We start from the raw sequence: 14108 nt of genomic DNA, 5'->3' as shown, positions 1-14108 counted from the left end.
ATTTATCCCGCATTAACGGGCAGTAAGACTCCCACTTCATGATTTAAGAAAAGTGAAAAGATAAGTGGGAGGTCAACTGCCCGTAAAAGCCCGATTGGTTCAACTAACAATCGGTGGGGGATAAAGAACACCCCCCCCCTGATTGAAGTTTCACTTTATCCCGCATTAACGGGCAGTAAGACTCCCACTTCAAGATTTAAAAGCGAAAAGATAAGTGGGAGATCAACTGCTGGCATGCGCCCGATGAAATGATCCCAGACTAAGTACGCAACATCGTGTTGCTCCTGCGCAAAGCTCGTCGCAAAATAAAAGAGCGTTTGCAACGTCTGTGTGGCCCATCGTGTGGGACACAACTAACAATCAGTGGGGGATGACGGGGACTAAAAGCGCGACGTCCATGTCGCAACGTCCCCACTAGCACGTTCTGTGCGTCGAAAAACCCCCACTGATTGAAGCTTCACTTTATCGATTATCAATTTTTTCTGGGTAAAGATCATGGTTCATCAAACGATAATCTGCCATCTCTTCATATTTAGTACCTGGTCTACCATAGTTACACCAAGGATCAATGGAAATTCCACCACGTGGTGTGAATTTTCCCCAAACCTCAATATATCTCGGATCCAGTAATTTAATTAAATCATTCATGATAATATTGACACAGTCTTCATGGAAATCGCCATGATTTCTAAAACTAAATAAATATAATTTTAGGGATTTGCTTTCTACAATCTTTTTATCCGGTATGTACGAGATGTACATTGTTGCAAAGTCAGGCTGTTGTGTAATTGGGCATAAACTAGTAAACTCGGGACAATTAAATTTCACGAAATAATCCCGATTCGAATGGAGACTATCCACTGACTCCAATACTTCCGGAGCATACTCAAACGAATACTGCGTCCCCTGATTACCTAACAATGTCAAATCTTTTAAACCTTCTTCATGGCTTCTGCCAGACATAATAAAAACCTCCTAATAACATAATTTCTAAAGAGGCACCTTTGACCAGTCTATCGCAAACATATAGGATAAAAACAAAAAAGCCATGCCCAAATATGGACATGGCGAAACGTCATGTATCCATAGTTTTTTATAGAGGGTATCAGCTATGAACCTCTCCCGACTAAGTTCGGGTACTTGTTTATGATATAGAATACTTTCTAAAACGTCAAATAAACTTTTGTATAGTTTTCTTTACAATATCCCTTCACTCCATTAAACTTTTAACGACAACACGTGTCAAGGAGGATTTTTATATGCATAACATTCAAGATATTAGAGAAACTCAAGACTTTATTATGAGTAAGACAGACCACCGTCCTGTAATTGGATTGATCTTAGGTTCAGGGCTAGGAAGTCTTGCCGATGATATACAAAACGCTGTTAAAATTCCTTATAGCGAGATTCCACACTTTGCAAAATCCGAAGCAATTGGACACGCAAACGAGCTTGTTATCGGGGAATTAAACGGGAAAATTGTAGCTGCAATGAAAGGCCGCTTTCACTATTATGAAGGATTTACTATGGATGAAGTAACATTCCCAGTACGTGTGATGAAAGCATTAGGTATTGAAAATGTAATCATTACTAATGCTTGCGGTGCAGTAAATACAAGCTTTAACCCTGGAGACTTAATGTTAATCACAGACCATATCAATTTAACAGGTGCTAACCCATTGATTGGACCAAACAACGACGAATTAGGAACTCGATTCCCTGATTTATCGGACGTATATAGTAAGGAACTTCGTAGTGTTGCCACTAAAGTAGCGAACGAACAAAATATACCATTACAACAAGGTGTATATGCTTGGTGGAGCGGACCTACTTACGAAACTCCTGCGGAAATCCGTATGATTCGTACGTTAGGAGCAGACGCTGTTGGAATGTCTACAGTACCAGAAGCAATTGTAGCTACTCATGGCGGAATGAAAGTACTCGGTATCTCTTGCTTAACGAATATGGCATGTGGCATATTAGACCAACCATTGAACCATGAGGAAGTAATTGAAGTTGCTAGTCAGGTAAAAGTTAAATTTGTAGGATTGGTTAAAGGAATTTTAGAAGAGATTTAAAAGAATATCCCTGTACCAGAAACAATTTTACATTGTTTCCGGCACAGGGATATTTATATCTTCCACAAAAGCTCTTACCTCTTCTTCTTTTGTAGCCCAAGATGTTACTAATCGAATTGCGGAATGGGTAGAATTAACCTTTTCCCATACAATAAATGCGTATTTATTTTGAAGCTCCGCAATAAGTGCATTCGGCAATATTGGAAAGATCTGATTCGATGGAGAATAAGTCAAAAATGAAAAATGAGCATTATTACATTCTTCTCTAAGAATGGTTGCCATTTTATTGGCGTGCTGGGCCAATTCAAAAAACAAATCATCCTGGAACAGCTCATAAAATTGAATACCTAAAAGCCTTCCTTTCGCTAGAAGTGCCCCTTTTTGCTTTAAATGAAAACGAAAATCTTCTTTTAAAGAATCACAACAAATGACTAATGCCTCTCCTAAAAGGGCACCATTCTTAGTCCCACCAATGTAGAAAGCATCCACTAGTGCAGGAATGTCACTTAGCTTTAAGTCATTATCATCTGAACATAGCGCTGAACCCAAACGTGCCCCATCCATATATAGTAGAAGATTTTGCTCTTTACAAAAGTCTCTTAAATCTGTTAGTTCATCTTTAGTGTAGATAGAGCCAATTTCTGTTGAATTTGAAAGATAAACTAACTTTGGTTTAACCATATGTTCATCTACATGTAGGTCCAAAACTTCTTTTACAAGAGAAGAATTCAGTTTTCCATCTTTCGTTTCTACTGATATGACTTTATGTCCAGTAGCTTCAATCGCACCTGTTTCATGTGTAAAAATATGCCCTGTACTAGCAGCAATTGCCGCTTCATGAGGTCGAAGAAAAGCGGAAATTGCCGTTAAGTTTGTTTGCGTTCCGCCTGAAAGTAGATGTATGTCCACATCCTGTCTTCCTAGTTTCAATTTCAATAGCTCGATTGCTCTTTGAGTAAAACTATCACTTCCATAACCTTCTTCTTGTACATAATTCGAATCTATTAAAGCTTGTAAGATTCTAGGATGGGCCCCTTCCGCATAATCATTCTTGAAGCTATACATTTAAATTCCCCCACTCGGTAAATATCGTTATTGCAAATAATTTTCGGATAATACTAGATTAACTATATTAAATCCTGAACGCATAGGCAATATTATGTACATCTTGAGTGTGAAGTAGCTACTCATGGTTGCATAAAAGTACTTGATATTTTTTTGCTAAACAGATCTCACATATGAAATTTTGAAAAAGATTTGAAAAAGGCACTCTGGTAAACAGAGTGCTTTTCCTTATAAATGAATAGGTCCCTCAGGTCCAACCGGAAATCCTAATAAGTACCACACGATAACTAGTATGATCCATACAATACCAAAGAAAATAGTGTATGGGAACAAAGCAGAAAGTAAAGTTCCTAAACCTATATTTTTATCATACTTTTTCGCAAATGATAGTAATAAGACTAAGTACGGTAGCATAGGAGTAATGGGATTGGTGATAGAGTCTCCTACACGATAGATTGCTTGCGTAAATGCTGGATCATAATCCAAATACATGAACATCGGCACAAATATAGGAGCTAAAATGGCCCATTTTGCGGATGCGCTCCCGATTAGTAAATTCACTAATGCAACAAAAATGATGAACAGAACGATTAAAGGAATACCTGTAATCCCAGCACTATCCAGAACATTCGCCCCTTTGATTGCGATGATTGGACCAAGATTACTAGCCGCAAAGAATGATAACAATTGTGCTGCGAAAAATACCAATACAATATACGGTCCCATCGTGCTCATAGACTTTCCTAACATATTGCCAAAGTCTTTGGAAGTTTTAATAGATTTAGAACCAATTCCATAAAACAATCCCGGGATGAAGAAAAATATCGTTAATAGTGGGACAATTCCAGCAATTAATGGAGAACCCTCTATAATTGAACCTGTTTCTGGGTTACGTAAAAGGCCATTTTCAGGAATGATTAACGCTAGTAAAATAAGCACAAAAGCGGCAGTAGAAATTCCCGCCCAGCGAAGCCCTCGCTTTTCCTCTGTAGAAACAGCTTCCATTTCTTCTATTTCACCTGTGTAAGTACCAAAACGAGGAATCGTAAATTTATGTGTAACCCATAGAGAAACTAATAAAAGAACTATAGTTGAAACAGCGATAAAATAATAATTCATAGCTGGATTTGCCACATAATTTGGATCCACTGTTTGTGCTGCAGGTCCTGTAAATCCGGCAACCAGCGTATCTGACATTCCGATTATAAGATTTGCTGCAAATGCCCCTAACGTCGAAGCATACGCAACAACTAAACCAACTAAAGGATGATAACCAAAAGCCATCAAAACTACTGCAGCAAGCGGTGGCAATACAATCGGACCCGCGTCACCTGCAGCATTCCCAATTATGGCAATAAGAATTACGCTTGGAATAATAAGCTTTTTAGGTGTCGCCATTACTGCACGCTTCATAAGTACCGCAAAGAAACCACTTTGTTCTGCTAGTCCAATACCGATCATCATGACAAGGACCATACCAAGGGGAGCAAATGAACTGAAGTTCGTGATCGAGTTCGTCAAAATATTAACTAAACCATCACCGGTCAAAAGATTAGTTGCTTTTACCGTTTCTCCAGTAACTGGATGAACAGCAGATACATTAAATAATGAGGTAACAAAAGAAGCCACTAAAGCGATTCCGCACAGGATTATAAATAATACAATCGGATCCGGCAATTTGTTACCCGCAAACTCTATTGAATCGAGCATCTTGTCAAAAAATGACCTTCTCTTTTTCTCTATTTTTTGTGCCATAGTTTCTCCTTCTTATGATGCTATTTATTTTGAGTAAGAGTTAGGGCAGTATAAACGTGGAATTTCAGCCCGTCCTTTAAAGCACTTTCATCAATGTCAAACTTCGGATGATGATGTGGATGCGTTATACCCTTTTCAACATTTCCAGCACCTATAAAAACGAAGCATGCCGGCTTTTCATCACTAAAAGCAGAAAAGTCTTCTCCACCAAGTATCGGGTCGACCCATTCAAGTTTATTTTCCGGGAAATGCTCCTCTAGGACACCCACTACTCGATCTGTAACTTCTTTATCATTCATAACAGATCCATAGCCGTACGTATAAGAAACCTCTACATCAGCTCCGTTTGCTTTTGCAATTCCTTTTGCGACTTCTATTATGCGATTTTTGATAAGCTGGCGGACTTCTGCACTCAATGTCCTAACCGACCCACCAATTTCCACTGTATCCGGAATAACATTCAATGCTTCCCCACCCGCTTTAAACTTTGTAACAGACACTACGCCCGATTCTAAAGGAGCCACTGAACGTGAAATGATATGATTCAATCCCGTTACAATCTGTGCACCAGTCGCAAGAGGATCTACTGTCAATTCTGGGGTAGAAGCATGTCCACCTTTTCCCTGAACAGTCATTTCAAACACATCGCTTGCTGCCGTAACAGCACCATAACGAATATTTATAGTACCAGTTGGAACTGTTGAAAATAAATGCACGCCGACCACTTGATCTACCCCGTCCAGTACGCCAGCTGCAACCATTTCTTGTGCACCACCTGGAGGTAATTCTTCTGCATGTTGGAAAATGAAAACCACTTCACCACTTAAGTCTTCTTGGTTGTCTTTTAAAACTTTTGCCGCTCCTAAAAGCATTGCAGTATGACCATCATGCCCACAAGCATGCATTACGCCATCATTTGTAGATGCAAATGGCAAATCTGTTTCTTCTTTTATAGGAAGAGCATCCATATCCGCTCGAAGTGCAATTACTTTTCCTGGGTTACTTCCTTTTAAACGTGCCACTACACTTGTTTTAGTAGGTCTTGATAATTCAAAGCCCCCAAAACTTTCAAGCACATCATATACATATTGAGATGTCGTATGTTCTTGAAATGAAAGTTCTGGATGCTGATGTAAATGTCTACGCCATCCAATTACCTCTTGATAAACATCCTCTATTTGTTGAAGAACCGCATTTGCTTCCATGTTATAAACCCCTCTTTCACTGAAAAAAATCTAATTACCGCTCTAATGCTTTAGCAAGTTAATACGTTATAATATATAATATTTAACTTGATATTTCAATATATTTATAGACAATTGCTAATAATTGGACACCCATTTCGAATATTTATTGAAGTTTATCCGCCTAATTTAACTACAAAGCCAACCCTCCCAAACAAGATTCTGATGTTTGCCTAGCAGGAACACTATTGTTGTACCTTAAATGCTCCGAATATCTAAGAAATTTCCCCTTATAATACCAACTAATCAACTATATTTAAACGGATTACATTGTTGAAGTATCTTTTATGTGGTAGTATCTTTTATAATTACTATTCTAATAATTCTATCAAATAGCGGAAGGTGGATTTACAAATGAAATACGGTTTTTGGTTGCCAGTTTTCGGAGGTTGGCTACGTAATGTAGAGGATGAAAATATGCCCGCTACATTTGATTATGTTAAAAAAGTAGCTCAAACGGCGGAAAGTTTAGGCTATGATATGACTCTCATTGCAGAGTTAAACTTAAATGATATTAAGGGTATGGAAGCCCCTACATTAGATGCATGGTCTACAACAGCAGCAATTGCAACGGTTACGGATAAGCTAGAAATATTAACCGCCATCCGCCCAGGGTTTTACAATCCTGCATTATTTGCAAAAACAGCATCGAATATCGACCATATTAGTGGCGGTAGAATTTCACTAAATGTTGTCTCCGCTTGGTGGGAAGAGGAAGCACGCCAATACGGCGGCGTTTTCACGGCTCACGATGAGCGCTATGCTCGAACAGAGGAATTCCTTGAGGTATTAAAGGGCTTATGGACGCAAACACCTCACTCATTCAAAGGAAAATTTTACGAATATGAAAATACGTACTTATCACCTAAACCGGTTCGCAACCAACATATCCCCCTATATGCAGGTGGAGAAAGTGAAGCAGGAAAACAAGTAATAGCTAAAAACTGTGACTCATACGTTATGCATGGTGGCACGATTGAAGAAGTACAAGAAAAAATTGAAGATATGAAAGAACGACGTTTACAACTTGGCAAAGCACCATTTGATACATTTGGGATGTCTGCCTATATTGTTTGCCGTGATACGGAGGAAGAGGTTCAGGTGGAACTAGCACGAATTCAAAATGTTCAAGAGAATAGCGCAGGTTATGCGGGCTATCAAGACTTCATTAGCAAATCTCAGCTAAATGTCAACGTTAGCTTAGAAGATTATTCTGTGTCAAACCGTGGTTTACGTCCGAACTTAATTGGAACACCAGAACAAATTGCGAAAACAATATTAGCGTATGAAGAAATTGGTGTGAATCTACTCATTCTTCAATTCTCTCCGCAACTGGAAGAAATGCAGCGCTTCTCTGAAAAAGTAATGCCAATCGTTGAACAGCTTAGATCAGCAAAGTTAGGAGCTCATTAATATGTCAAAAATTTATGTTATCCACGAAAATGATGAATGGACAATCCATTTAACAAAACGTTTAGAAGAACTAAAACTCCCTTACGAATTATGGCATTTAGATGAGGGTATTGTAGATTTGACAGTAGCACCCCCAGAAGGTGTTTTCTATAGTCGAATGAGTGCTTCATCCCATACACGCAATCACCGTTATGCACCGGAACTAACAGCAGGAGTACTTGAATGGTTGGAGTTCCACGGACGTACAGTGTTCAATGGCACAAGGGCACTGTCGTTAGAATTAAGTAAAATCAATCAGTACCTCGCATTAGAAAAAACAGGCATTCGTACCCCTAAAACAATCGGTGCAGTTGGGAAAGAGCAAGTCATAAAAGCCGCAGAGAAATTAGGGAAGGCTTCCTTTATTACTAAGCATAACCGTGCCGGAAAAGGTTTAGGCGTACAATTATTCCACTCTATTGATGCCTTAAAAGCTTACTTAAACAGTGAGCTATATGATGAACCAGTGGATGGCATTACGTTAATCCAAGAATATATCAAAGCACCAGCATCCTTTATTACACGCGCTGAATTTGTAGGAGGAAAATTTGTATATGCCGTCAAAGTAGATACATCAAACGGTTTCGAACTTTGCCCAGCAGACGCTTGCCAAATCGATGACCTATTCTGCCCTGTCGGCGAACAAGTAGAAGAAAAGCCGAAATTCGACATCATTCATGAGGTTGATTCAGAACAAATCGCACAATATGAGGCTTTCTTACAGGCCAATAAAATAGCGGTGGCAGGAATTGAATTTATCTCAGATGAGCATGGTACGGTGTATACCTACGATATTAATACAAATACAAATTATAATAGTGATGCAGAGGCGAAAGAAGGAAAGTACGGCATGCTGGAGTTAGCCAAATTCCTTGAAAAAGCATTGGAAGCACAAAAACTATCCGTGTAGAAAAAGAGCCGTTTCGAAACCTCCTTTTGGAGAATTGGAAATGGCTCTTTTAGACTCTGTGGACGATAAGCAAGCTGGTTCATGCCCATACTGAGACAATTCTTTTACTCTACACTTAAGTGTTCAAGTTTATTTAGAAACCTTATTACTCTTTTGTCCTCTTTAATTTCCAACAAATGAATACCGGTATCACCTGTGGCAAAAAAATGTTGACTGGAAATCGGTTGTTGAAGGTACGCTCTTAAAAACTGGGAAATCAATCCACCATGAGAGACCACTGCCACTCGGTTATAGTCCCGGTAGTGATTAATAATTTTTTGAAAAATCCTTTCTGCTCGAAAACGAAACTCCAACTCTGATTCTCCATTTTCAATCGGAATATGTGGAGGTCTCCCATTCGGTGGTAACGGATATTTAACGGCTGCCTCTTCCCTTGAAAGCCCTGCAAGTACACCATTATTAAATTCCATTAAGTCTCTTTCTTCTATCAATTGACACCCAACTTCCCCTTGAAGCAACAAGGCAGTGACTTTCGCTCTTTTTAATGGACTCGTTAAAATTACATCAGGAGGGAATTGTGCTGCTACATATGTAGTCATTCTTTTTGCTTGCTGCTCTCCAAGCCCTGTTAAAGGAAAATCTGCCCTTCCCTCATGCACTCCTAGTAAATCTGCTTCTGACTGTCCGTGTCTTATGATTAGTAGCTCCAAGAGGTTTCCTCCTAACAGATTCGAATTTTTAATACCTTATCTCTATCACTTTTGCAATTCATCACAGAAGCACGGCGTTTATGATAGGATTGCAATAAGTCAACGATCAGTTGCTTTACTTCCCTCTCATAACCTGCTTGCCAATTATACACATCAATTTGCCTGATATCGCCTACATGACCGTCTATATAATAATCGTACACCCGGCTTAAGATAGTTTGATAGAATTATTTTTCGAAAGTGTTGATATTCATTGGTGCACTTACCCTGTTTTAAAATTCTTCGAATAACATTTCGTTTACCATATCCATATCGAATGCTTCTTTTTCTTCCCTTTCTCGACAGTTTTAATTAGATTATAATTAGAATTGAGTAAAGATAAAACAAATGTTATAAACCTATGAAGTTAAAATTGCAGAATAAAACTCACAAAGAAACTGTTTCATTTCTCCGTGAGTTCATTCAAGCCAATTTACTGTTATTCTACTGCAACATCCGTTTCAACCTTATTCGCTCTATTGTTTTTTGCTTTTATAAAGAACATGATTGTCAAAACAACCGTTAATACGATTCCAACGTAGAAGGATAGCTCCAAGTCTAAGCTAAATCCAATCTTGGCGTTTAAGATATAGACAAAGACCATATAAGTAATAAACAGTGCCGGCACTAGCGACACAAAGTAGTTCTTCCCTTTAATGAACAAATACATCGTCGCAATCCATAGGGCAATAGCTGCAGTTGCTTGGTTTGCCCAAGAGAAGTATCTCCACAAAATATTGAAATCAATTTGCGTTAACATAGCAGATACTGCAAACAATGGAACAGCAATCATCAAACGTTTTGCTACTTTTTTCTGATCAATTTTCAAATAATCTGCAATAATTGAACGAGCAGCGCGGAATGCTGTATCACCTGATGTAATAGGTAATACAACAGCACCTAGTACCGCGATTGTTCCACCAATAGCACCTAATAGGGTCATAGATACTTCATTGACAACTGCAGAAGGCGTGCCTGTTTTGATAAACTCGCTTAATGTTTGGCCATCTAACAAACTCATTGCTGCTGCTGCCCAAATCATAGCTATAACCGCTTCCGTTATCATCATTCCATAAAATACATAACGACCTTGTGATTCTTTTTCGACCGTTCTAGAAATAATTGGTGATTGTGTCGCATGGAAGCCAGATAGTGCACCACATGTAATTGTAAAGAATAAAATCGGGAAAATCGGCACATTATCCGGGTGCATGTTCGTTAATGACAATTCGGGAATCGTATAGTCAGAGAATAGTAAAGCGACCCCAACCCCAACAGTACCGATCAATAGTACTGCCCCAAAATATGGGTATAGTCTACCTATAATTTTATCAATCGGAAGAATCGTAGATAAGAAATAATAAACAAAAATAACTGTAATCAATATCCACAATGCTACTTTACCATCCATTAATATCGCCAATAAAGAAGCCGGCGTTGTTACAAATACAGTTCCAACTAATAAAAGAAGCAACAAAGCGAAAACGTTTACAATATGTTTCGAAACATTACCCAAGAATTTTCCAGCTAACTCTGGAATATGAGCCCCTTTGTTACGAATTGAAATCATACCCGTTAAATAGTCATGTACAGCCCCTGCAAAAATAGCTCCGAAAACAATCCATAAAAATGCGACTGGTCCAAATAACGCACCCATAATCGGTCCGAAGATTGGACCTGTTCCAGCTATATTTAACAGCTGAATGAGCGCATTTTTTTGTTTATGCATCGGAACATAGTCGACGCCATCTGCATTTGCATATGCAGGCGTTTTTCGAGCATCCGTAGGATTAAAAACTTTTTCAATGAATTTCCCATAAGTAAAATATGCGATGATTAACAGTACAATTGCGCAAAAAAATGTAATCATGTGAATCCCCCTCTATTTGTCTCTCTTTCTTACTACCCCATATATTTAGTTTATGGCAAATATTCAAAAATAGGCGTTTTTCTGTTTAACATGCAAGTTTAAGAGTTTAACATGCAAATATAGAAGGATAAGAGGTTTCTACAATTCTAAGCGCTGTCGCAAATCTTTCACATAATTTCTACTGACCGAAAGCTTCTGATCCACTCCATCCAATTCAAGCTGATACGCTCCGTTAAACCACGGCGTTAATCGACTGACGTATTTCAGGTTAACGAGATACCCTTTGTGAATCCGAAAAAAAGAAAATGGTTCTAAACGACTTTCAAGCTCTTTCAACGTTGTCCGCACATCATAGTCACCGGTTTGTGTAATGATTTTCGTTACTTTGTCATCTCGATAGATATACAAAATATCCTGCGGTAAAATGTAATCGATATCACCACCTGTTTCTATCGCTAATTTGCCCAGCTTCTCCGTACTTTCAACCGATTTTGCAGGATATAATGTCTTTTCAATTCGCTCTACCGTTTGCTTTAGCTGTCTTTCATCATACGGTTTCAATAAATAATCTATAGCATTAATTCGAAAAGCCTCTACCGCAAATTGTGGATACGCTGTCGCAAAAATGAATAATGGTACTTTTTTTAACTCTGTCAAGGTTTTCGCTACTTCTATTCCATTCATTTTAGGCATCTCGACGTCTAGAAAAACAACATCGGGTTGGATCTGTAATGCCTTTAATATAGCAGCCTCTCCGCTTTCAGCCTCCCCAAACACTTGAACACTAGGAAACTTGCCTAGTAAATAAGCTAATTCCTCACGTGCATAGCGTTCATCATCTACAATCAAAGCACTGATTGGTCCCATTAGACTTTAACCCCCAATTTAGGAATTCTAAAGGAAATCACAGTTCCTTCATTCTCTTTACTTGCAATTCTTAAAGTTGCTTGGTCTCCGAACAACATTAGTAGACGACTATTAATATTGAATAATCCTACACCCGTTCCCGACTCAGACTCAAGCTGCATTTTGCCCAAAACAGCTAGTCGTTCAGGTAGTATCCCCTTCCCATTGTCTTCTACCTTAATTTCAATTTCTCCACCAAGGTCACGAACTGTCATTCGAACCACACTATTATTCTCCATATCGTTAATACCGTGGTGGATAGCATTTTCAACAATGGGCTGTAATGTGAAAGGTGGAATCTTTTCAAACAATAAATGATCATCCACTTCATACAAAATGGTCAGTCGATCTATAAATCTAGCTTCTATAATTTCCAAATAAGCTTTAACATGCAATAGCTCTTGCTCAAGTGTTATTTGAGACGCAGTTGTCCCTGTGACATTTTGCCGCAAAAAGTAGGATAAGGACGTCAGTAGTTTGCGTGCCTGATCAGGATCTGTGCGTATCAACGACACAATAATATTCATCGAATTAAATAAAAAGTGAGGATTGATTTGCGCTTGCAAAGCTTTGATTTCAGCCTCTTTTGCCAACTGATATGCATGATCAGTTTCGGCAATTTCTAGTTGGTTACTTAATAGCGAGCTTAATCCGACGATTAGTTCAATATTGTCATCCGTAATGACTTTTTCAGACGGATAGTAGAGTTTAAGTGTACCAATCGTTTCGCCCCGTTGAATTAGTGGGACAATGACCGCTGCTCCTAATTGACAACCAGGATAATCGCAGTGTATGGTGCCATCATTGACAACAACCAGCTCTCCATGTTGTATAACATCCTTGGTTTCATCCGTCCGTATCGAGCTACCTACCTTATGATGATCATCAGCTAGCCCAATATGCGCAAGGATATCCGTTTGATTGGTCATAGCAACGGCACTTGGTTGTAATTCACGGAATAGAATATTACATACAGCTTGTGCGGTAACAGTGTTCATGCCCGTGCGCAAGTAACTTAGTGTCTGATTCGCAATACGCAACATCTTCTGTGCCTGCAGTGCCATCACTTTCTCTTGTTGGCTGATCACATTATGGACAATCAGCAGAAATAATGCAGTTCCAACGCCATTTGCTAAAATCATCGGTATCCCAATGACTTTAACGAGTGTAAGCGCTTGCTCAAATGGTTTGGATATTAACAAAATCATCGACATTTGCATAGATTCTGCCAGTGCACCGATACCAAACACAGCAAGCGGTTTAAGTGCTCTTCCTTTTCGATAAAAAATGCTTGCGACTGCTCCCGCAATGATGGTGGAAAGTCCACAAGAGACAGCCGTAAAGCCACCTAATGTCATACGATGAATACCTGCAATCAGCCCTGCCCCAATCCCCACACGGTAGCCACCTAACAGACCCGCGATAACTACACCAATGACCCGCGAATTCGCAATCGCCTCCTCTGAACTCAATACTGCTGAGACACTATTAAAATGCAATGTATTTGTATCGAGCGCGACCCCAAAATACGTTCCCACAATACCAAAAAATCCAAAGAACAAAATAGCCGCAATCTCCTGCCTACGATTCAATTTATCACGATACACTAAGTTTTTAAAAAACTGAAAACGAGTCAAAATGAAAGCAACCGCAACTATCATGCCAACCCTCTCTAGCATTATAACTAGCAAGTCCAACAACGGAATCCCACCTCATTTATTAAACGGATTGGTTAAATTATACTGTAATTTTGGGAGGAGACATATCTATATTTTCAGTTATTTGAAGGAAAGCCGCCTTATGTATTCTGTCCCATTACCAGTCTTCGAACTTGAATCGATATTTGTTTATAGCTATAGCCAATGCAGTGCTCAAACATTGTTTAATTACTCCGAGACTATTTCGTCATTTGAATTATAGTTCAAACAAGCTTAGTGAAATACAACACATCGATGGCATATATACTTTATCTTTACAACCCACTTCTCTTAAATGACGTTTCAAATGAAGGCCGTGTAATGTCACGTTCAAATAAATACCATTTTCCAATCTAAGAACTCTTCTTCAACGACTATTTTA

The 14108-nt window shown here is 38.8% G+C and carries 11 protein-coding genes and 1 riboswitch; of the genes, 3 read left to right on the top strand and 8 right to left on the bottom strand.

Features of this window, described 5'->3' with window-relative positions:
* Positions 1-462 precede the first annotated feature (462 nt).
* Positions 463-963, bottom strand: a complete 501-nt coding sequence (gene queF, locus FG382_RS11795) for a preQ(1) synthase (RefSeq protein WP_142539080.1) — start codon at positions 961-963, stop codon at positions 463-465.
* A gap of 116 nt (positions 964-1079) precedes the next feature.
* Positions 1080-1126: riboswitch (PreQ1 riboswitch) on the bottom strand.
* A gap of 133 nt (positions 1127-1259) precedes the next feature.
* Here queF and FG382_RS11790 point away from each other — a divergent pair.
* Complete coding sequence (locus tag FG382_RS11790) at positions 1260-2078, top strand: purine-nucleoside phosphorylase (protein WP_142539079.1); 819 nt, start codon at positions 1260-1262, stop codon at positions 2076-2078.
* 27 nt (positions 2079-2105) lie between these two features.
* Here FG382_RS11790 and FG382_RS11785 read toward each other — a convergent pair whose 3' ends face one another.
* The 3 genes from FG382_RS11785 to FG382_RS11775 all read right to left on the bottom strand — a co-directional run bounded on the left by FG382_RS11785 (position 2106) and on the right by FG382_RS11775 (position 6103).
* A complete protein-coding gene (locus tag FG382_RS11785; RefSeq protein ID WP_142539078.1) occupies positions 2106-3143 on the bottom strand; it encodes a threonine aldolase family protein in 1038 nt (345 codons plus the stop codon).
* Positions 3144-3371: 228 nt separating this feature from the next.
* Positions 3372-4898 carry an AbgT family transporter gene (locus FG382_RS11780; protein WP_142539077.1) on the bottom strand — a complete coding sequence of 509 codons (1527 nt, stop codon included), beginning with the start codon at positions 4896-4898 and terminating at the stop codon, positions 3372-3374.
* A 20-nt stretch (positions 4899-4918) separates the two neighbouring features.
* The gene (locus FG382_RS11775; protein ID WP_142539076.1) at positions 4919-6103 is read right to left on the bottom strand and encodes a M20 metallopeptidase family protein; all 1185 of its coding nucleotides are present in this window, start codon (positions 6101-6103) and stop codon (positions 4919-4921) included.
* A gap of 393 nt (positions 6104-6496) precedes the next feature.
* Here FG382_RS11775 and FG382_RS11770 point away from each other — a divergent pair, with 393 nt between their 5' ends.
* Together FG382_RS11770 and FG382_RS11765 are read left to right on the top strand one after the other, a co-directional pair.
* Entirely contained in the window at positions 6497-7555 is a 1059-nt protein-coding gene (locus FG382_RS11770) for an LLM class flavin-dependent oxidoreductase (RefSeq protein WP_142539075.1), read from the top strand.
* Between the two features lies 1 nt (position 7556).
* On the top strand, positions 7557-8504 hold the full coding sequence (locus FG382_RS11765; RefSeq protein WP_142539074.1) for an ATP-grasp domain-containing protein: 948 nt from the start codon (positions 7557-7559) through the stop codon (positions 8502-8504).
* Between the two features lie 104 nt (positions 8505-8608).
* On the opposite strand, the gene FG382_RS11760 is transcribed toward FG382_RS11765, so the two are convergent.
* The 4 genes from FG382_RS11760 to FG382_RS11745 form a co-directional block, all read right to left on the bottom strand.
* Complete coding sequence (locus FG382_RS11760; RefSeq protein WP_142539073.1) at positions 8609-9214, bottom strand: histidine phosphatase family protein; 606 nt, start codon at positions 9212-9214, stop codon at positions 8609-8611.
* 478 nt (positions 9215-9692) lie between these two features.
* Entirely contained in the window at positions 9693-11123 is a 1431-nt protein-coding gene (locus FG382_RS11755) for a carbon starvation CstA family protein (RefSeq protein ID WP_142539072.1), read from the bottom strand.
* 138 nt (positions 11124-11261) lie between these two features.
* Positions 11262-11990 carry a LytR/AlgR family response regulator transcription factor gene (locus tag FG382_RS11750; RefSeq protein WP_142539071.1) on the bottom strand — a complete coding sequence of 243 codons (729 nt, stop codon included), beginning with the start codon at positions 11988-11990 and terminating at the stop codon, positions 11262-11264.
* A complete protein-coding gene (locus FG382_RS11745; protein WP_142539070.1) occupies positions 11990-13729 on the bottom strand; it encodes a sensor histidine kinase in 1740 nt (579 codons plus the stop codon). Before FG382_RS11745 ends, FG382_RS11750 begins: the two co-directional genes overlap by 1 nt.
* Positions 13730-14108: the final 379 nt, after the last annotated feature.

Source organism: Psychrobacillus lasiicapitis (assembly GCF_006861795.1).
GTDB lineage: Bacteria > Bacillota > Bacilli > Bacillales_A > Planococcaceae > Psychrobacillus > Psychrobacillus lasiicapitis.
This window is presented reverse-complemented; position numbering and strand designations above follow the sequence as displayed.

What these genes read in the sequence shown, in the direction of transcription:
- queF (WP_142539080.1), bottom strand. Translation starts at nt 963, where the DNA reads ATGTCTGGCAGAAGCCATGAAGAAGGTTTAAAAGATTTGACATTGTTA.
- FG382_RS11790 (WP_142539079.1), top strand. Translation starts at nt 1,260, where the DNA reads ATGCATAACATTCAAGATATTAGAGAAACTCAAGACTTTATTATGAGT.
- FG382_RS11785 (WP_142539078.1), bottom strand. Translation starts at nt 3,143, where the DNA reads ATGTATAGCTTCAAGAATGATTATGCGGAAGGGGCCCATCCTAGAATC.
- FG382_RS11780 (WP_142539077.1), bottom strand. Translation starts at nt 4,898, where the DNA reads ATGGCACAAAAAATAGAGAAAAAGAGAAGGTCATTTTTTGACAAGATG.
- FG382_RS11775 (WP_142539076.1), bottom strand. Translation starts at nt 6,103, where the DNA reads ATGGAAGCAAATGCGGTTCTTCAACAAATAGAGGATGTTTATCAAGAG.
- FG382_RS11770 (WP_142539075.1), top strand. Translation starts at nt 6,497, where the DNA reads ATGAAATACGGTTTTTGGTTGCCAGTTTTCGGAGGTTGGCTACGTAAT.
- FG382_RS11765 (WP_142539074.1), top strand. Translation starts at nt 7,557, where the DNA reads ATGTCAAAAATTTATGTTATCCACGAAAATGATGAATGGACAATCCAT.
- FG382_RS11755 (WP_142539072.1), bottom strand. Translation starts at nt 11,123, where the DNA reads ATGATTACATTTTTTTGCGCAATTGTACTGTTAATCATCGCATATTTT.
- FG382_RS11750 (WP_142539071.1), bottom strand. Translation starts at nt 11,990, where the DNA reads ATGGGACCAATCAGTGCTTTGATTGTAGATGATGAACGCTATGCACGT.